Annotated in this window: 14 protein-coding genes; 10 read left to right on the plus strand and 4 right to left on the minus strand. The window is 75.6% G+C overall.

Features of this window, described 5'->3' with window-relative positions; genetic code table 11:
- The first annotated feature begins 108 nt into the window (after positions 1–108).
- The 4 genes from K7I03_RS04210 to K7I03_RS04225 all read left to right on the plus strand — a co-directional run bounded on the left by K7I03_RS04210 (position 109) and on the right by K7I03_RS04225 (position 9,180).
- Positions 109–2,259, plus strand: a complete 2,151-nt coding sequence (locus K7I03_RS04210; RefSeq protein WP_185942090.1) for an MMPL family transporter — start codon at positions 109–111, stop codon at positions 2,257–2,259.
- A 10-nt stretch (positions 2,260–2,269) separates the two neighbouring features.
- On the plus strand, positions 2,270–3,274 hold the full coding sequence (locus tag K7I03_RS04215; protein ID WP_185942091.1) for a beta-ketoacyl-[acyl-carrier-protein] synthase family protein: 1,005 nt from the start codon (positions 2,270–2,272) through the stop codon (positions 3,272–3,274).
- Positions 3,275–4,256: 982 nt separating this feature from the next.
- Entirely contained in the window at positions 4,257–7,007 is a 2,751-nt protein-coding gene (locus K7I03_RS04220; protein ID WP_398856537.1) for a SpoIIE family protein phosphatase, read from the plus strand.
- Positions 7,008–7,119: 112 nt separating this feature from the next.
- A complete protein-coding gene (locus K7I03_RS04225; RefSeq protein WP_224346867.1) occupies positions 7,120–9,180 on the plus strand; it encodes a SpoIIE family protein phosphatase in 2,061 nt (686 codons plus the stop codon).
- Positions 9,181–9,306: 126 nt separating this feature from the next.
- On the opposite strand, the gene K7I03_RS04230 is transcribed toward K7I03_RS04225, so the two are convergent.
- A complete protein-coding gene (locus K7I03_RS04230; RefSeq protein WP_185942092.1) occupies positions 9,307–10,155 on the minus strand; it encodes an NmrA family NAD(P)-binding protein in 849 nt (282 codons plus the stop codon).
- Between the two features lie 201 nt (positions 10,156–10,356).
- Between K7I03_RS04230 and K7I03_RS04235 the strand changes: the two genes are divergently transcribed.
- The gene (locus tag K7I03_RS04235; RefSeq protein WP_185942093.1) at positions 10,357–10,590 is read left to right on the plus strand and encodes a hypothetical protein; all 234 of its coding nucleotides are present in this window, start codon (positions 10,357–10,359) and stop codon (positions 10,588–10,590) included.
- Between the two features lie 15 nt (positions 10,591–10,605).
- Here K7I03_RS04235 and K7I03_RS04240 read toward each other — a convergent pair whose 3' ends face one another.
- From K7I03_RS04240 to K7I03_RS04250, 3 genes are all read right to left on the minus strand, one after another.
- Positions 10,606–12,186 (minus strand): malate synthase, encoded by a 1,581-nt coding sequence (locus K7I03_RS04240; RefSeq protein WP_185942094.1) that lies wholly within the window; start codon positions 12,184–12,186, stop codon positions 10,606–10,608.
- A 276-nt stretch (positions 12,187–12,462) separates the two neighbouring features.
- A complete protein-coding gene (aceA, locus tag K7I03_RS04245; RefSeq protein WP_185942095.1) occupies positions 12,463–13,752 on the minus strand; it encodes an isocitrate lyase in 1,290 nt (429 codons plus the stop codon).
- Between the two features lie 300 nt (positions 13,753–14,052).
- Positions 14,053–14,631 carry a histidine phosphatase family protein gene (locus K7I03_RS04250; protein ID WP_224346868.1) on the minus strand — a complete coding sequence of 193 codons (579 nt, stop codon included), beginning with the start codon at positions 14,629–14,631 and terminating at the stop codon, positions 14,053–14,055.
- A gap of 281 nt (positions 14,632–14,912) precedes the next feature.
- Here K7I03_RS04250 and K7I03_RS04255 point away from each other — a divergent pair, with 281 nt between their 5' ends.
- The 5 genes from K7I03_RS04255 (at position 14,913) to K7I03_RS04275 (ending at position 18,373) form a co-directional block, all read left to right on the plus strand.
- On the plus strand, positions 14,913–15,131 hold the full coding sequence (locus K7I03_RS04255; protein ID WP_185942096.1) for a CbtB domain-containing protein: 219 nt from the start codon (positions 14,913–14,915) through the stop codon (positions 15,129–15,131).
- Positions 15,132–15,151: 20 nt separating this feature from the next.
- The gene (locus K7I03_RS04260) at positions 15,152–15,895 is read left to right on the plus strand and encodes a CbtA family protein (protein ID WP_185942097.1); all 744 of its coding nucleotides are present in this window, start codon (positions 15,152–15,154) and stop codon (positions 15,893–15,895) included.
- Between the two features lie 289 nt (positions 15,896–16,184).
- On the plus strand, positions 16,185–17,279 hold the full coding sequence (locus tag K7I03_RS04265) for an enoyl-CoA hydratase/isomerase family protein (RefSeq protein ID WP_185942098.1): 1,095 nt from the start codon (positions 16,185–16,187) through the stop codon (positions 17,277–17,279).
- A gap of 101 nt (positions 17,280–17,380) precedes the next feature.
- Positions 17,381–17,713: a hypothetical protein gene (locus K7I03_RS04270; RefSeq protein ID WP_185942099.1), complete on the plus strand. Its 333-nt coding sequence runs from the start codon at positions 17,381–17,383 to the stop codon at positions 17,711–17,713.
- Between the two features lie 108 nt (positions 17,714–17,821).
- Complete coding sequence (locus tag K7I03_RS04275; RefSeq protein WP_185942100.1) at positions 17,822–18,373, plus strand: DinB family protein; 552 nt, start codon at positions 17,822–17,824, stop codon at positions 18,371–18,373.
- The last annotated feature ends 83 nt before the right edge of the window (positions 18,374–18,456 follow it).

An 18,456-nucleotide genomic window follows, 5' to 3' on the forward strand; every position in this document is an offset into this window, starting at 1 on the left:
CGTCGGGGATCCGGAATTCCGGTCGCTAATCTGGGCGGGCGGCATGGAAGGGGCTGGGGAAAAGCGAGGAAAACGGTCGGCGTCCGGCGCACCCGGGGGGGAATCCGTATGACACGCACCGCCCGCCTCGTGCTCGTTTCCGTGTCCCTCGCCGCGATATCGCTGACCTGGGCTGGTGTCGCGGGCCTCGGCCGGCTGACCAACAGCGGTTTCCTGCCGGACGGTACGGCCCTGCGGAAGGACAACGCCGTTCTCGGCGCGCGCTACCGGGCCGCGGATCCGGACCTGATCCTGCTCGTCGCCCCGGCGTCCCGCACCGGGGACGTGGACTCCGGCGCCGTGGCGGAGGCGGGCCGCGCCCTCGAACGACGGGCGGCGGGCACCCCGGGCGTCGTCTCGGCGGCCTCCTACTGGTCCACCGGCGACCCCGCCCTCCGCGCCCGGGACGGCCGCACGGCGCTGATCACCATCGACCTCGCCGAGGACGAGGGGACGGCGACCCGCACGGCCCGCACGCTCGTCCCCCAACTGACCCACCCACAGGGCCCGGTGACCGTTACCGCCACCGGTCCCGCCTGGGTGAGCGAGGAGGGGATGCGGGAGAGCCGCCGCGATCTCCTGGCCGGGGAACTGATCGCCCTCCCGCTGACCGCCCTGGTCCTGCTGTTCGTCTTCCGCTCCGCCGTGGCCGCCCTCGTCCCGCTGGTCACCGGGGTCCTCGCGGTGACGGCGTCGCTGGCCTGCCTGGGCGCGCTGGCCGCCGTCGCCGAGATATCCGTCTACGCGGCCAACATCTCCTGCGCCCTGGGCCTCGGACTGGCCGTGGACTACGGCCTGTTCCTCGTCACCCGCTTCCGCGAGGAGCGCGCGGCGGGCGTCCCGCTCCCGGAGGCCGTGGCGCGCGCCCGGCGCACGGCGGGACGGACGGTGGTGGTGTCCGCCGGGATCGTCGCCCTGGCCTCATGCGCCCTGTTCACCGTCCCCTTCGCCTTCGTGCGGTCCGTCACCGCGGCCGTCGTCCTGGTCGCCCTCCTGTCGGCCGCGGCGGCCGTCCTGCTGGTACCGGTCCTGCTGCGGCTCTGGGACGGCCACCTGGAGCGCTGGGACGTCTTCGCCCGGCTGCGCCGGCACGCCGCGGACCGGCCGGAACGGGCGGCCGTGTGGCGGCGGATCGCGACGGCCGTCTGCCGGCGGCCCGTGCCGTGCTCCGCCGGCGCCCTGGCCCTCCTCGCCCTGCTCGCCGTGCCGTCGGGGCACGCCCGCTTCGCCCCGAGCGACGCCCGGTCCCTGTCGGCGGACAGCGCGCCGTACCGCGCCGCGCTCCGGCTGGAACGGGACTTCTCACCGATACCGGACCGCGTGCTGACCGTCGGGCTCCCGTCCGGGACCGGCCGCGCCGCCCTCGACGCGTACGCCCGGCGGCTGGCGGCCCTCCCGGGCGCGGCCGAGGTCCGTACGGCGACCGGCCGCTACGCACAAGCCGGCCAAGTGCCGCTGCCCGAGCGGGCGTCGGCACACTTCACCACCCCGGCCGGGCCGCTGCTGACCGTCGTCTCCCGCACCGGCCCCAGCACGCCGGAGGCCCGGCGGCTCGCCCGGGACGTCCGCGCGCTGCCCGCACCGGGCGGCCGGAGCCTCGTCACCGGCGAGCCCGTGCGGGCGGCGGACACCCGGGACGCCCTCACCGGCGCCCTGCCCCTCGCGTGCGGGGCGGCGGCGGCCGTGACCGCCCTGCTGCTCGGCCTGTTCACCCGCAGCGTGCTGATCCCGGTCAAGGCCGTGGCCGTGGCGGCCGTGAGCCTGGGCGCCTGCCTCGGCTGCCTGGTGTACGTCTTCCAGGACGGTCATCTGCGGTTCCTCCTCGGCGACTTCCCGGTCGCCGGTTTCCTCGACGGCACCCTGGTCCTGCTGGTGCTGGTCGTGGCCTACGCGCTCTCGGTGGACTACGAGGTGTTCCTCCTCGCCCGGATCCGCGAGGCGTACCGGGCGGCCGGCGACAACACCGCGTCCGTCGTCCACGGCGTGGAGCGCACCGGCCGGCTGGTGACGGCCGCCTCCCTGATCGTGGTGTGCGCCATGGTGGCGCTGACGAGTTCGGGCGTCAGCACGCTCAAGACCGTCGGCACGGGCCTGTCCGTGGGCGTCCTGGTCGACGCGACGCTCGTCCGGGGCGTCCTCGTCCCCGGCCTCATGACCCTGGCGGGCCGCTGGAACTGGTGGCCGCCGGGCCGGAACGCCCCTGACCGCACGCATCCGTGAGGGAGAACCCATGCGCATCGCGTCCGCCGTAGGAATCCTGGCCGGCGCCCTGTGGCTGCCCGCCGGACGGAGCACCGTGGAGGACGCGGTCGTCGACGGGGTGCTCGACGACGTCCTGGACGCCCCGCCGGACGTCCCGGAGGTCCCCATGACCCGGGGCGAGACACCGGAGTCCATGGCCGCCGAGGCGGTGCGCCGGGCGCTGGCCGCCGCGGGCCGGCCGGCGGCGGCGCTCGACGTCCTGGCCTACTCCTGGGTGCTCCGCACCGGACGGTCCGCGCTGCACTCGCCCCCGTTCCGGCTGGCCAAGGAGCTGTCCGTGGGCGACTGCGCGGCCCTCGGCGTCGTCCAGGCGTGCAACGGCGGAGCGGCCGCGGTGGAGACGGCGGTGACACGGATGCTGACCGACGAACGGATCGGTCTCGCGGCGGCCGTGTCGTCGGACAGCTTCGAGGAGTTCGGCAGTCGCCGCTGGACCGATCCCATGATGATGGTCGGCGGGGACGGGGCCGCGGCCGTCGTGCTGTGCCGGGGCCCGGGGCGGCTGGCGCTGCGCTCGCTGGTGTCGCGGGGCCACACCTGCGCCGACATCATGGAGGCGGGGCAGGACCTCCGCCACCGGCTGCCGGACGGCGGGGCCCGGGACAACCGCCGGCTGGCGGAGGCGGCGCACAGCGTGGAGCGGTTCGGCGCCTGTCTGGCGTCGGTGGTGCGCGACGCCCTCGACGACGCGGACCTGGACGCCGCGGACGAGAGCATCACGGCCGTCCTGCTGCCCCGGCTGGCCGGGCCGTTCACCGAGTCCTTCGTCCGCCCCGCGCTCCCGGCGCCGCTGCGGAAGAAGGCGTACGTCGCCGACCCGCACACCGGTCACCTGGGGTCGGGCGACGCCCTCGCCAACCTGGAGTACGCCCGACGCCGCGCCGTCGTGGCACCGGGCGAGCACCTGCTCGTCGTCAACGGCGGGCAGGGGGTGGCGGCTTCCTGCATGGTGCTCACGCCGGGGGACGGCTGAGGTGGCGCGAGTTCCCCGCCGGGGACGGGTCATTCCCGGAGGCCGGGCGGGACGGGCCCGCACGGTCCGGCCACCCGGCGCTGGAACCCGTCGCTCACCACAGGGGGTGCCCAGCGGGCCGCCCGGACGAGCGGTGCCCCCACCCGACGAGGCAGCGCGCGGCGGGCCGCCGGTCGCAGACCGCCCGGCGGACCACCCGCGCCGATTCCTCGGCCGGCGGGAAGGGCCGCCGCCGCGCCTGCCCGCCCAGGGCCACGGCGCAGGCGTTCTGGTGCGGCGAGGACCGCCCGGTCGGTCGGGGTCGGGGGCGCGGTCAGCGACGCGTTCGGGTCCGGCGGGCACAACACCGTGCTGGTGTTCCGGGCTGCCGGATGACGGCGTCGACGACGGAGGACTCCCGTGGCAGCGGGGAAGCCGGTGTGGAACCGTGGAAACCGGTAAGGAGCCCCACCGGAAACCACACGACCGCACCGTACCGACCCGAGGAGGTCCCATGTCCTCGAAGCGACGCCGCAAGAAGCGCGCCCGCCGCAACCACGCCGCGAACCACGGCCGCCGGCCCCAGTGCTGAGTTGAGCACGACATGGCCCGCCACCCCTTCCCACGGGCGCGTTCCCCGCGATATCACCCGTTCGAGGGGCGGCGGGCTGCGCCGTGCCCCGTCCGCGTGTGGGATGGGTGCCACGTGCGGCGCGCCGTCGCCACCGCCTCCCCCAGCCTCCCCCGAGCCCGACAGAGGAGCCGGCAGATGACCCTCTCCGAACGCGACGTGGCGGACGAGATCGAGCAGATGAAGGAGGACGCCCTGCAGCAGGTGGTCAGCGACGAGGACCGGGACGCCGGTCTGGCGGACGAGGAGTGGTGACCCCGGCCCCGGCGCCGGCCCCCGCGCGGCCGGACGCACCTCGCGCGGCGGCCGTCACCCGCGCCCGCCCGGCGGCCATCGCTCGCGCCGCGCGGTGCGGCGGGGTAGACATGGAACATGGCCCGAATCCGGGGCCGCTCCTGGAGGCCGTCGGGCCGCCGGCCCGCCGGCTCGCACGTGGGTGAACGGCGTGAGCGGCGGCGGCCGCGCGGGGCGTCGGCGGGGCGCTGGCGGGTGGCAAGCACCCGTAGCGTCGCCGGCCAGATGTTCGTGCTGCAGGTGCTCATCGTGCTGCTGCTCGTCGTGGCCGCGGTCGGCACCCTGCTCTTCCAGGCGCGGACCGACAGGTTCCAGGCGGCCCGCGACCGATCGCTGGCCGCCGCCGAGGCGTTCTCGCACTCCCCCGGGCTGCCGGCCGTCATGGCGGGCCCCGACCCGTCGTCCGTCCTCCAGCCGCTGACCGAGGACGCCCGGCACCGCGGCGGCGTCGACTTCATCGTGGTCACCGACCGCAACGGCATCCGCTACACCCACCCGGACCCCTCCCGCATCGGCAAGCACTTCGTCGGCACCGTCGACCCGTCGCTCAAGGACGGCAAGGTCACCGTCGAGAGCGTGCACGGCCCGCTCGGCGAGGAGGTGCAGGCCGTGGTGCCGGTCCGCGACGACCGGGACCGGATCGTCGGCGCGGTGGCCTCGGGCATCAAGGTCGCCGCGGTGAGCAGCGCCTTCGACCGGCAGCTGCCGTGGGTGCTGGGCGCGGGAGCGGTGGCGCTGGCCCTGGCGACCGCCGGGACGGCCCTGGTGAGCCGCCGGCTGCGGCGCCAGACGCACGGCCTGGGCCCGGCCGAGATGGCCCGGATGTACGAGCACCACGACGCCGTGCTGCACGCGGTCCGCGAGGGCGTGGTCATCGTCGGCGGGGACGGCCGGCTGCTGCTGGTCAACGACGAGGCGCGGCGGCTGCTCGGGCTGCCCCCGGACGTCGAGGGCCGGCACGTCCACGACCTGGGCCTGGACCCGCGGACGGCCGAGCTGCTGGCCTCGCGCGAGGTCGTCTCGGACGAGGTGCTGCCCGTCGGGGACCGGCTGCTCGCGGTCAACAACCGGCCGACCGACCGCGGCGGCGGCCCGCCCGGCAGCGTCGCCACCCTCCGGGACTCCACCGAGCTCCGGGCGCTGGCCGGCCGCGCCGAGACGGCCCGCGGCCGGCTGCGGCTGCTGTACGACGCGAGCGTCGCCATCGGCACCACCCTGGACGTCCGGCGGACGGCCGAGGAGCTGACCCAGGTGGCGTCGCCCCGGTTCACCGACTACGCGACCGTCGACCTCGCCGAGGCCGTGCTGCACGGCGAGGAGCCCCGGATGGCGATGGGCGGCGACGCCGCCGAGCTGCGCCGGGTGGCGCTCACCGGGCCCCGGGACGACCATCCGCTGTACCCGGCGGGCGACCTGGTCACCTTCGCCGGGCCCACCCCGCAGGCCACGGGCTTCGTCAGCGGGCGCCCGGTGCTCGTCCCCGACCTGGCGGCCTCGGACGGCTGGCGGACGCAGGACTACGAGCGCACCCAGGCCGTCCTGGAGTACGGCTTCCGGTCGCTGATCACCGTGCCGCTGAAGGCGCGCGGCGTGCTGCTGGGCATCGCCAACTTCTGGCGCACCAGCGACAGCGAGCCCTTCGAGGACGAGGACCTGTCGCTGGCCGAGGAGCTGGCGGCGCGCGCGGCCGTGTGCGTGGACAACGCCCGCCGCTACACGCGCGAGCACGACATGGCCGTCGCCCTCCAGCACAGCCTGCTGCCGCGCGGGCTGCCCGAGCAGACGGCGCTGGACGTCTCCTTCCGCTACCTGCCGGCGCAGGCGGGGGTGGGCGGCGACTGGTTCGACGTCATCCCGCTGCCCGGCGCCCGGGTGGCGCTGGTCGTCGGGGACGTGGTCGGGCACGGGCTGCACGCGGCCGCCACCATGGGCCGGCTGCGCACCGCCGTCCTCAACTTCTCCGCCCTCGACCCGCCCCCGGACGAACTGCTGGGCCACCTCGACGAACTCGTCGCCCGGATCGACCAGGAGGCGGCCGGCGACGCCGACGAACCGGCCATCGCGGGCGCCACCTGCCTGTACGCGGTCTACGACCCGGTGACGGGCGTCTGCTCGCTGGCCCGCGCCGGGCACCCGCTGCCCGCCCTGGTCGCCCCGGACGGCACGGTGGAGTTCCCGGAGCTGCCGGCCGGCCCGCCGCTGGGGCTGGGCGGGCTGCCGTTCGAGGCGGCGGAGCTGCGGCTGCCGGAGGGCAGCAGCCTGGTGCTGTACACGGACGGCCTGGTCGAGGACCGCAAGCGGGACATCGACGCCGGCCTCGCCGTCCTCCGCGACACCCTGGCGGAGCAGCCCGGCAGGACCCCGCAGGAGACCTGCGAGGCGCTGCTGGAGGCGCTGCTGCCGGCCCGGCAGAGCGACGACATCGCCCTGCTGGTGGCCCGCACCCGGATCCTGGAACGGGAGCGGATCGCCGAGTGGGAGCTGCCGTCCGACCCGGCGGTGGTGGGCCGCGCCCGCGCCGACGTGACCCGGCAGCTGGCGCTGTGGGGGCTGGAGGAGGCGGTCTTCACCACCGAGCTGATCCTCAGCGAGCTGATCACCAACGCGATCCGGCACGCCTCCGGGCCGATCCGGGTGCGGCTGCTCCGCGACCGCACGCTGATCTGCGAGGTCTCCGACACCAGCAGCACCTCGCCGCACCTGCGGTACGCGGCGGCCGAGGACGAGGGCGGCCGGGGCCTGTTCCTGGTCGCCCAGCTCGCCGACCGCTGGGGCACCCGGTACACGCCGGACGGCAAGGTCATCTGGGCGGAGCAGCCGCTCGGGTGAGGCGTGGGGGCCCGTGCCCGTACCGGCCCGCCGGGAGGCGGCCCATCGGACGACGGCCGCCGCCCGGCGATCGTCGCACGACGGTCATCGCACGACGGAAGGACCGAGGACCATGCCGGAGAGCCCGGAGAGCACAGCGCCGCCGCCCCCGGCCCCCGACTGGCGGATGTTCGACCCCGCCCCGGTCGCCATGGCCGTCACCCGGGGGCCGCGGCACCGCCTGGTGTACATGAACGCCGTCTACCGCGAGCTGTTCGGCGACCGGCCGCTCGGCGTCCCTATCACCGAGGTCTTCGCCGACCTGCGGCAGCGCGGCTACCTCGCCCTCTTCGACGACGTGCGGAACACCGGGGCGCCGGTGTCGCTGGCCGCCGCGCCGACCGAGGGCGCCTCGCCGGAGGACGGCGGGACGCGCTACTACACGTTCAGCCTGTCGGCCGTCGGCGCGTCGGAGGAGGAGCGCGGTGTCCTGGTCGTGGCGATGGACGTCACCGAGCAGATCCGGGCGACCGAGCGGATCCGCCGGGTGTCGGAGGAACGGCTGCGCGCGCTGCGGCGGTTCGAGAACCTGGTGACCGCCAACACCCAGATGATGTGGGTGACCGCCGCCAAGGGCGGCACGATCGAGCCCAGCCCGGGCTGGGAGCGGGTGACCGGCCAGACGTGGGAGCAGTTCCGCGGGGACGGCTGGCTCGACGCCCTGCACCCGGAGGACCGGGAGCCGATGGACGCCGCCTGGCAGCGCGCCCTGGAGGAGGTGCCGGACGAGTTCCGGTACGTGTACCGGCTGCGGACGGTCGACGGTACGTACCGCCACTTCGACGTGCGGGCGGTGCCGGTCCGCGAGGGCGACCGGGTCGTGGAGTGGGTGGGCACCTGTACGGACATCGAGGACCGGTGGCGGGAGGAGCGCCGCAAGGACGTGCTGGCGCGCGGCGCCGCCGTGCTGGCGGAGTCCACCAAGCCGCGGTCGGCCTTCGCCGCGCTCGGCGACGTCATCGTGCCGTCCCTCGCCGACAAGTGCGGCATCTACCTCATGCGGGAACCCACCTACCAGTTGACGGGCGACACCCCGCTGGTCGTGGAGCGGATCGCGGCCCGCTCCCGGGAGGGCCTCCCCCCGCACCCCGCCCGGCTGGGCGAGGAACACATCGCGCCCGACAGCGCGTTCGCCCGCGCGGTCCGCGAACGGCGGGTGGTGCACGAGTCGTTCGACCCCGACCGCATCCCGCCCGGCACCGCCCCGCCCGACAGCATGGCGTGGCTGCGGGACGTGCGCGCGCACAGCATGGTGGTCGTCCCCGTCGTCATCGACGGCACGCTCGCCGCGATCGTCGACGCCTTCGCCTGCGGCGAGCGCGACCCCATCGACGCGACCGACGAGGCGCTGCTCCGCGAACTCCTGGAACAGGCCCACGATCCGCTGCGCAACGTCATCGAGTTCCAGCGCACCCAGCGGGTGGCCCTGGCCCTCCAGCACAGCCTGCTGACCGAGCCGCCGCGCTACGACGACCTGGTGATCACGGCCCGGTACCTGCCGAGCCCGGCGGCGGCGGACGTCGGCGGCGACTGGTACGACTCGTTCGTGCTCGGGGACGGCGCACCGGTGCTCGTCATCGGGGACGTGGCGGGGCACGACATCGAGGCCGCCGTGACGATGAGCAGGATGCGGAACATGCTGCGCAGCCTCGCCGCCGACCGGGAGGAGCCGCCGGGCGACATCATCCGGCGGCTCGACCGGGCCACCCAGGTCCTCGACCCGGAGGAGGGCACCGCCACCTGCGCCCTGGTCCGCATCGAGCACACGCCGGACGGCGGCCGGCAGGCGCACTACTGCGTGGCGGGGCACCCGCCGCCCCTGGTCGTGGACCGCGACGGCGGCACCCGCTTCCTGGAAGGCGCCACCTCGCCCCTGCTGGGGATGCCCGTCCCCGACGAGTGGCGGATCAGCGGCTTCGAACCCCTGCCGCCCGGCGGCACGTTGCTGCTCTACACGGACGGGCTGGTGGAACGGCCGGACGAGGACATCGACGAGGGCCTGGCCCGGCTGGCCCGGACGGCGTCCGGGCTGGCCGGGGCTGATCTGAACGCGTTCTGCGACACGTTGCTGGCGGAGCCTTCGGTGACGGGGCAGGACGACATCTGTCTGATCGCGGTACGGCTGCCGGAGTGAGGGGGTGAGCCGGGGGGCGCCTGCGGCGGGCTGGTGCCCCGGTCCCGCCCCTTCACCGATTCCTGGGGGCAAGCCCCCAGACCCCCCCTCTGGGGGAGTTTGAGGGCAACCGCGCGAAGCGCGGTTTCAGGGCGTCCGGGGCACACCAACCGCGGGAGCGAGAAGCTCCGCCGCGAACTCCGCCGCCGAGCGCGGCACGCGGCCGAGGACGCGCTGAACGCCGTCCCCGAGCCCCGCCACACCCTCCCGCCGATAGTTGGCGTACAGGCCGTACAGGCCCTCGCCATGCACCGCCGCGTCGAGCGGCACGTCCACGAACCGCACCGGCCGCCCGAGAGCGGCGGCGAAGCACTCCGCGAGTTCCCCGGGCGTCAGCGCCTCCGGCCCGCTGACGTCGAGGTCGCCCCCGACCGGGTGGTCGGCCAGCAGTTCGGCGACCGCGACCTCCGCGATGTCCCGTGTGTCCACGTAGCCGCGGGCGGCGTCGGCGCCGCCGGGGTCCGCCAGGGTGCCGGCGGCGAGGGCGGCGGCGGACGGGAGGAAGTTCTGCAGGAAGCGGTCGGGCCGGAGGACGGTCAGCTCGGGCACGCCGGCGTCCCGCAGCCGCGCGGTGATGGTGTCGTGCACGCCGGTGACGGGGTCGGGGACCATCCCGGGCCCGGTGAAGGGGCGGGCGCCGAGCTTGACGACGCGGTGCGCGCCCGCGTCCAGGGCGGCGAGCGCTAGGCCGGTCTCGACGGCGGCCTGGTCGGCGGCGAAGGGGTGGGCGAGGTAGAGCCGCCGGACGCCGGCGACCGCGCGCCGCACGGTGTCGGGGTCGGCGGCGTCCCCGCGCACGACCTCGCCCCGGACCGTGCCCAGCGCCTCCGCGCCGGCCGCCGAGCGCACCAGGAACCGCACGTCGTCGCGGTCGCGCAGCGCCTCTGTCACATACCGCCCCACCGAGCCGTTCGGCGTGGTGACCAGGATGGTCATGTGGGCCCCCTCCGCGCTCATGATCGGAAAACCGTCACGGGCCGCAACGGCGGAGAGGCGGGGGCGTATTCCCGGCCGCGGCGTATTCCCGGCCGGGGCGGCGGGAGGCGGCCCGGGAGGGGCCGCCGGGCGGCCGTGCGGGTACCGTTGCCGCCACCGGCCCGTCCGAACAGATCCGCCCCTTCCGAACAGAGGCGAAGCATGCTGCCTGAGATCACCGAGCACGAGTGCACCGGCTGCGGCAAGGCCGTGAAAGGCATCTTCGGCCGGTGGGCGTGCCCGGACTGCAAGACCAGCTCCCCGTACCGGGAGCCGCCCGGCGCGTACGCGGCCGAGCTGCGCAACGGTGTGGCCCCGCGCCGCGACCCGCTGCGGCACCACGTGTGCGGCGAGGTGGCCTGCGTGTGCCCCCGGCTGAGCCGCCGGGGGCACTGAGGATCCGGGCGCGCGTCAGTCGCGTCCCACCAGGTACCGCGCGTACGCGTCCGTCGTGAAGGAGGCGGGCAGTTCGTCCTGGAGGGCCGAGCGGACGAGGACGTCGCGGGCGTCGGCCCAGCGGGAGCCGGGGTCGCCGGCGGCGAGGGCGGAGCTCTCCTCGTCGAGCAGCCGGAGCACGCGGGCGCGCGGGACGGTTCCGTGGTGGAGCCACTGCCAGAGCTGGCAGCGGGCGAGTTCGGCGGAGCCCGCGTCCTCCAGCCGGCCCTGGTGCACGACGCGGCCGTCGCCGCGCAGCCAGGCGTCCAGGCAGCGGAGGGCGGTGCCGAGGGCGGCGCGGACGCCCTGTTCGGTGGGGCGGCCGCTGGTGCGGTGGACGGCGAGCAGGTCGGCGGCGGTGACGTGGACGTCCTCGCGGGTGCGTTCGAGCTGGTGCGGGCGGTCGCCGAGGACCGCGTCGAAGGCCGTGCGGCAGACGGGGAGCAGGCCGGGGTGGGCGACCCGGGTGCCGTCGAAGCCGGCCTCGGCCTCCCGTTCCGCGTCGAGCCGGATGCGGGCGAGGGCCGCCTCGTCCGCCTGCCGGTCGTGTCCGAGCACGGGGACGGCGCGGACGGCCGCGGCGCCGAGGGCGTGGGCGCCCCTGCGGTGGCAGGTGCGGACGAGGAGTTCGGTGCGGGCGCGGAGGAAGGGTGCCGTGGCGGTGATCTTGGCGCGGTCGGGGAGGAGGTGGTCGCGCCGGTGCGGGAAGGTCCGGACGACGCTGCTCAGATAGCCGGCGTGGTCGGCGGCCAGCCCGGCCGCGTGCTCGCGGAGTTCGTGGAGGATCTCCTCCATCTCGAAGGCGGCGGTGACCGTTTCGACGGTGACGGTGGCGCGGATCGTGCCGCGCTCCAGGCCGAGCAGGTCCTGGGCGAGGACGAAGACGTCGTTCCAGAGCCGCGCCTCCAGGTGGTTCTCCACCCGCGGCAGCGAGAAGTACGGGCCGCGGCCGGCCGCGGTCTGGAGCCGGGCGCAGTGGAAGAGGTAGAGGCCGAGGTCGACGAGGGCGGCGGGGACCGGGCGGCCGTCGACCACCAGGTGCCGCTCGGTGAGGTGCCAGCCCCGGGGGCGGACGACGAGGGTGGGCCCGGTGGCCGGTCCCGGCCCGGTCCGGCCCTCGCTCACCGCGCGCAGCGTCCGGTGGCCCTCCATGATGTTGTGCCAGGTGGGCGCGGTGGCGTCGGTGAAGTCCGCGGTCCACACCCGGGCGCCGGAGGCGGCGGCCGCGGCCGCGGTGGCGCGGTCCGGGGGGCCGGTGAGCTCGGTGCGGCGGTCGGTGAGTCCGGGGGCGGGCGGGGCGACGCGCCAGGAGGGGTCGGCGCGGACGGCCGAGGTGGCGGGGACGAAGTCGAGGGCGCCGCCGCGGGCCAGGAGCGCGGCCCGGTGGCGGCGTTCGGCGAGGAGCGCGGAGCGGCGGCCGGCGAAGGCCGCGTCGAGGCGGGCGACGAAGGCGAGGGCGGCGGGGGTCAGGACGTCGTCGTACGGGGCGGTCCGGCCGCCCAGGACGCTCAGGGTGCGAGGGGCGCCAACGCGACTGGAGAGGGCGGGAGTTGCCATGGCGGTCTCCTGGGGTGGTGTGAGCGGCCCGGTGCTGCCGGGGGCGGCGCGGGACGGGTGGGGGTGGCGGAACGGGGAGGGCGCGGAGGCTTTGCCGGATGACCCGCGTCCGTTCCCGTCCGCCGCGCGTGCCGCCGGGATCGTCCGGCCGGGGTGAGCGGGGGAAGGAGCCGGGGGTTCTCGGGGAACTGCCCTGAAGGTGCTACGGGGAAACCGCTCCGGCGGGAGCCGTTCCGTTCGGAACGGGTCCCGCCGGAGCGGCTGTCCGGCCGCCGGCTAGTGGAACTGCTCCTCCTCGGTGGAGCCGGTCAGGGCGGTCGTGGAGGAAGCCGGGTTGACGGCCGTGGAGACCAGGTCGAAGTAGCCGGTACCGACCTCGCGCTGGTGACGGACGGCGGTGAAGCCGTCGGCCTGCGCGGCGAACTCCCGCTCCTGCAACTCCACGTACGCCGTCATGCCGTGCTCCGCGTAGCCGCGGGCGAGGTCGAACATCGCGTGGTTGAGGGAGTGGAACCCCGCCAGGGTGATGAACTGGAACCGGTAGCCCATCGCCCCCAGTTCACGCTGGAACTCCGCGATCTCGGCGTCGTCGAGCGCGGCCTTCCAGTTGAAGGACGGCGAGCAGTTGTAGGCCAGCATCTTGTCCGGGTACTCGGCGTGCACCGCCTCCGCGAACTCCTTGGCCTGCGCCAGGTCGGGGGTGCCGGTCTCGACCCACAGCAGGTCGGCGTAGGGGGCGTAGGCGAGGCCGCGGGCGATGACGGGGGCCATGCCCGGCTCGACGCGGTAGAAGCCCTCGGCGGTGCGCTCGCCGGTGCAGAAGCGGGCGTCGCGCTCGTCGACGTCGCTGGTGAGCAGGTTCGCGGCGAGGGCGTCGGTGCGGGCGACGATCAGAGTGGGCACGTCGGCGATGTCGGCGGCCAGGCGGGCGGCGTTGAGGGTGCGGATGTGCTGCGCGGTGGGGACGAGGACCTTGCCGCCCAGGTGGCCGCACTTCTTCTCCGACGCCAGCTGGTCCTCGTAGTGGATGCCCGCCGCGCCGGCCGCGATCATCGCCTTGGTCAGCTCGAACGCGTTCAGCGGCCCGCCGAAACCGGCCTCCGCGTCCGCCACGATCGGCGCCAGCCAGTCCACCGAGGCATCCCCCTCGGCGGTGGCGATCTGGTCGGCGCGAAGCAGCGCGTTGTTGATCCGCCGCACCACCTGCGGCACCGAGTTCGCCGGATACAGACTCTGGTCCGGGTACGTCTGCCCGGCCAGGTTGGCGTCGGCCGCCACCTGCCAGCCGGAGAGGTAGATCGCCCGCAGCCCCGCCCGCACCTGCTGCACCGCCTGACCACCGGTCAGCGCACCCAGCGCGTGCACGTAATCCCGCTCGTGCAGCTCCCGCCACAGCCGCTCGGCGCCGCGCCGGGCCAAGGTGTGCTCCTCACGGACACTGCCCGACAACCGGACGACGTCCTCCGCCGTGTACGTCCGCTCCACCCCCTTCCAGCGCGGCTCCTCGGCCCACCGCCGCGCCAGCTCCCGGGCCGCCTCGACCGCCGCCGTCCCTGCCTCAACCATGACCGTCTCCCGGTGTCGCCTCGAAGGTGCGTCCGAACCACCGGCGGGCTACGGGCTGTTGTCCCGGTCCCGGCCCGCCGCCGTGCTGCAGAGCGATCGTGCGCGGCCCGTGTCCCGCTCACCGCATGCCGACGGGCACGCCGGAGGGGCGCGCTCGCCGGGCCGCCGGAGCGTCGGGCCGCACCATGACTGTGGCAGTGGCACTGAGTGCCATCAACCACGGCTTTCTGCCAATTTCCGATGAACCCTTCGGAACCTCCCGCCGACGGGACGGGCCCGGCGGCGGCCGCCCGTCCGGCGTCAAAGCGGGGTGGCACAGCGCCAGTTCCACCGCCCGCCGCGCCCGGTGAGATCCGTGCGCGACAGCGGCGGTACGTCCAGTCGCCAGAAGGCGGCCGGCGGGAGGTCCAGCGCACCGACCACGGCGGCGCGGACCACGGCCGGTCCTGCGACGACGAGTACGCGGCCGCCCTCCTCCGCCTGTGACGCCAGCCAGTCTCCGGTGCGGGTGAGCAGGGAGCGCAGCGGTTCTCCGCCGGGCGGGGCCGCGTCCGGGTCCGTCAGCCAGGCGGCGACCCCGGCGGGGTCGGCGGCCGCCACCTCCGCCAGCGTCCGCCCCCGCCACTCCCCCGGGTCCGGATCGCCCAACTCGGGTGCTGGCACGGAGTGCACGCCCAGGGCGTCGGCCGTCGCCCGGCAGCGCCGCTCCGGGGCGGTGTACACCCGCCGGAAGCCGCTCGTTCCGGACAGACCGGCGAGATCGCCCGCCCGGGTACGAACCTCCCGCAACTCGGTCTCCTCCGGCGCGTCGTCGTCGAATCGCGCCTCCCGCAGAGCCGCCGTCCCCACCGGCGCGACCAGCGTCACCCGAACCGTCACCCCATCCGCCCTTCCCGTTCCTCCGTCCCCACGCACCCGGCACGGCCAGGCATTTCGCGCCCGGCGGTGCGCGGGTGCGCCTCCCCTCGTCCATGGCGCGGGGATGGCTCAAACGATACGGTCGCCACGACACGACGACGGGTGACGGAAGCCGGTGGGAATCCGGCACGGTCGCGCCACTGTGTTCCGGGGCGTTCCGCTCGGCGCCCGGGGAGTCAGACCCGCCCCTCGTCGTCCGGCACCCGAGGAACGGGACGCGACACTCCCCAGGAGGTTCTGCCATGGCATCGTCCGCTCTCACCCCGTCCGCCGCGACCCCCGCCGTCACCCCCATATCCCTCAAAGAGATCGCCCCTTGGGCGGTCCTCGCCGGCCTGCTCCTGCTGGCCCTCCTCTACTTCGTCGGCGCGGAACAGGGCGCCACCTCGCTGATATCCGGCGAGAACGTGCACGAGTGGCTCCACGACGGACGTCACCTGCTCGGCTTCCCGTGCCACTGACCGGCGAGAGGACGCGCACCGTGACTCCCGTCCCCGTCCGGGCGCTGCTCGTCCGCGGGCTGCTCGCCGGGCTCGGCGCGGGGCTGCTCGCCCTGGCCGTGGCCTATCTCCTGGGCGAGCCGCACGTGGACGCGGCCATCGCCTTCGAAGAGGCCCACGAGCACGGGCACGGCGGCGGTCAGCCCGTCGGCCGTACCCTGCAGTCGACGGCCGGTCTGACCACCGCGGTCCTGGTCTACGGCGTGGCGCTGGGCGGGATCGCCGCGCTGGCGTTCTGCGTGGCGCTGGGCCGGGTCGGCCGGTTCGGCCCGCGCGCCACGGCCGCGCTGGTCTCCGGCGGCGCCCTGCTGGCCCTCTACGTCGTCCCGTTCCTCAAGTACCCCGCCAATCCGCCCTCGGTGGGCGATCCGGACACCATCGACCGGCGGACGGCGCTGTACTTCCTGATGATCGTGCTCAGTGTGCTGCTGAGCGTCGGCGCGGTCGTCCTCGGCCGGGCGCTGCTGCCGCGGCTGGGCGGCTGGAACGCCTCGGTGGCCGCTGGTGCCGCGCTGCTCGTCGCCGTCGGGCTGGCGTACGCGTTCCTGCCGCCGGTCGACGAGGTGCCGGACGACTTCCCGGCCGATGTGCTGTGGCGGTTCCGGCTGGCGGCCCTCGCCGTCCAGGGCACGCTCTGGGCCGGGTTCGGGCTGCTCTTCGGGCGGCTCGCCGAGCGGCTGCTGGTCCCGGGGTCCGTCCGGTCCCGTCCGCTCACCGCCTCCTGATCGCGGGGCGCCGTCCGCGTGGCCGCCACCACGCGGGCGGCGCCCCGTTCGCTTTCCCTCCCGCCTTTTCTCCGTTACGGATGGTTCTTCGGTGACCGGCGGGGCAGGATGTGCCGGAAGGTACGCGCCGAAGGGGGGCCGCGCGGGCGCACGGGGGAGCCGGAGAGCCACCAGACCGACGTTCGCCGTCCCGCCCGGACCCCCGGAGCCCGGAAGGAACGAGCGAGAGCATGCAGCCGACCCCGACCCCAGCCCCGCCGCCGGCCCACGGGCTGCCCGGAGCCGCCCGATGACCGCCGACGACCACGTCCTCCTGCGGACCGAGGGCCACGCCGGCCGGATCACCCTCGACCGGCCCCGGGCCCTCAACGCCCTCACCCACCCGATGGTCCGCCGGATCGACACCGCCCTGGCCGCCTGGGAGCGGGACCCGGCCGTGACGACGGTCGTCCTCGACGGCGCCGGCGACCGCGGCCTCTGCGCCGGCGGCGACATCCGCGCCATCCACGACGACGTGCGCGCGGGCGGCGGCGCCGCGTCGGCGGCGTTCTGGCGGGACGAGTACCGGCTCAACGCCCGCATCGCGCGCTGTCCCAAGCCGTACGTCGCCCTCATGGACGGCATCGTCATGGGCGGCGGCGTCGGGGTGTCGGCGCACGGGAGCGTACGGATCGTCACCGAACGCTCCCGGGTGGCCATGCCGGAGACCGGCATCGGCTTCGTCCCGGACGTCGGCGGCACGTTCCTGCTGTCGCGCGCGCCCGGGGAGCTCGGCACCCACCTCGGGCTCACCGGTACCGCGATCGGCGCCGCCGATGCCCTCCTGTGCGGGCTGGCCGATCACTTCGTCCCGGCGGAGTCGCTGCCCGCCTTGGTGGCGGACCTGGCGACGCGTCCCGTCGACGAGGCGCTGGCCCGCCACGCCCGCCCGGCGCCGCCCGGCCGGCTCGCCGCGGACCGGGAGTGGATCGACGCCTGCTACGCCGCGCCGACCGTCGAGGAGATCGTCGAACGGCTGCTGCACCACGGCGCCCCAGCCGCCAAGGAGGCCGCCGACGTTCTCCTCGGCCGCTCCCCCACCTCCCTCAAGGTCACTCTGGCCGCCCTGCGGTCGGCCCGCGGCCTCGGCTCGCTGGAGGCGGTCCTTGAACAGGAGTTCCGGGTCTCCTGCGCCGCGCTGTCCTCGCCCGACCTCGTCGAGGGCATCCGCGCCCAGGTCGTCGACAAGGACCGGAACCCGCGCTGGAACCCCGCGCGGCTCACCGACGTGACGGAGGAGGACGTGGCCCGGTTCTTCGCCCCGGACGCCGCGTTCGGCGCGGACCGGCCCCTGTTCGGACCGGACGCGCCGGCTTTTCCGGACGGACATCCCCCGATGGGGTGATAGCGCGTCACGGCCCTTACCCTCCCCCGAACGAGGGGTGACCCTGGCGATCGAAGCCCTGCCGCGCGCCCGGCGGGGACCGCGAGGGAGGGAGGCCCTTCATGACCGCGATCGGGACCCTGGGGAACGCGGCCCGGGCGGCGTTGGCCGTCTGCGCCGCGCTCGCCCTGGTGGGAGCGGTGCCCACGGAGGCGAGTGCGGCGACCGGCAGATTCGACTACGCCGGCACGGACGGGGTGAACAACGTCATCGTCAACCCGCCGACCGGCCCGTGCATCACCCTCGCCAAGCCGGCGGCCAGCGCAGGCAACGACACGGACGCCGACGCCAACCTCTACGAGGGGCAGGCGTGCGGCGGGACCCCGGAGCCGCTGCCCGCGGGCACGGGCAAGAGCTGGGGCGTGTTCCGGCCCGGCAGCGTGCGGTTCGGCTGACCCGGCCGGCGGCCCGCCGGAACCCGTCCTTCCGGCGGTCGCGGAGCGCTACCGTGGACGGCACGGGGGAGCGAGCCGAGGGCACCGCGAGGAAGGCGAAGACGACCATTGGACGACCCCAGCACCGCCGGCCGGGTGACCGCCGCCACGACCTCCGTCACCACGTGCGCCGCCGAACAGCTCGGCCAGGTGGGCGAGTTGGTGAGCATACTCACCGCCGACCAGTACCTGCACCGCCCGCGCGGCGCGAGCCCCATCGCCGGACACGTCCGGCACTGCGTGGACCACTACACGGCCATCCTCGCGGGCGCCGGCAGCGGCACCGTCGACTACGACCGGCGCACGCGCGGCGGGCCGGTCGAGACGGACCGGGACGCGGCGCTGGCCCGGCTGGCGCACGTCCGGGGGCTGGTCGGGACCGTCGCGCCGGGTGACCTGAAGCGTCCGGTCGAGGTGGTGAGCGTGGTGGCGCCGGACGGCTCGGTGGCCCGGACCCCGTCCACGGTCGGCCGGGAGCTGGTGTTCGTCGCCCATCACGCCGTCCACCACCTGGCCGTGATGGTGCCGCTGGCCCGGGCGCTGGGCGTGGACGTCCCCGCCGAGTTCGGCTACGCGCCGGCGACGCTCGCCGCCGGGCGGCGGCCGGGGGCGGACGCCTGAGCGGTTACGGTCGTCGGGGGAAGCGCGCGGGTCCGCGCGCCCCCGCCCGTCCCGCCGCCCGGCCGTTCAGCCGTCCAGTCCGA

It is taken from the genome of Streptomyces mobaraensis (genome assembly GCF_020099395.1).
Taxonomy (GTDB): domain Bacteria; phylum Actinomycetota; class Actinomycetes; order Streptomycetales; family Streptomycetaceae; genus Streptomyces.

What these genes read in the sequence shown, in the direction of transcription:
- K7I03_RS04220 (WP_398856537.1), top strand. Translation starts at nt 4,257, where the DNA reads ATGGCCCGAATCCGGGGCCGCTCCTGGAGGCCGTCGGGCCGCCGGCCC.
- K7I03_RS04270 (WP_185942099.1), top strand. Translation starts at nt 17,381, where the DNA reads ATGACCGCGATCGGGACCCTGGGGAACGCGGCCCGGGCGGCGTTGGCC.
- aceA (WP_185942095.1), bottom strand. Translation starts at nt 13,752, where the DNA reads ATGGTTGAGGCAGGGACGGCGGCGGTCGAGGCGGCCCGGGAGCTGGCG.
- K7I03_RS04265 (WP_185942098.1), top strand. Translation starts at nt 16,185, where the DNA reads ATGACCGCCGACGACCACGTCCTCCTGCGGACCGAGGGCCACGCCGGC.
- K7I03_RS04235 (WP_185942093.1), top strand. Translation starts at nt 10,357, where the DNA reads ATGCTGCCTGAGATCACCGAGCACGAGTGCACCGGCTGCGGCAAGGCC.
- K7I03_RS04255 (WP_185942096.1), top strand. Translation starts at nt 14,913, where the DNA reads ATGGCATCGTCCGCTCTCACCCCGTCCGCCGCGACCCCCGCCGTCACC.
- K7I03_RS04215 (WP_185942091.1), top strand. Translation starts at nt 2,270, where the DNA reads ATGCGCATCGCGTCCGCCGTAGGAATCCTGGCCGGCGCCCTGTGGCTG.
- K7I03_RS04225 (WP_224346867.1), top strand. Translation starts at nt 7,120, where the DNA reads ATGCCGGAGAGCCCGGAGAGCACAGCGCCGCCGCCCCCGGCCCCCGAC.
- K7I03_RS04210 (WP_185942090.1), top strand. Translation starts at nt 109, where the DNA reads ATGACACGCACCGCCCGCCTCGTGCTCGTTTCCGTGTCCCTCGCCGCG.
- K7I03_RS04240 (WP_185942094.1), bottom strand. Translation starts at nt 12,186, where the DNA reads ATGGCAACTCCCGCCCTCTCCAGTCGCGTTGGCGCCCCTCGCACCCTG.
- K7I03_RS04230 (WP_185942092.1), bottom strand. Translation starts at nt 10,155, where the DNA reads ATGACCATCCTGGTCACCACGCCGAACGGCTCGGTGGGGCGGTATGTG.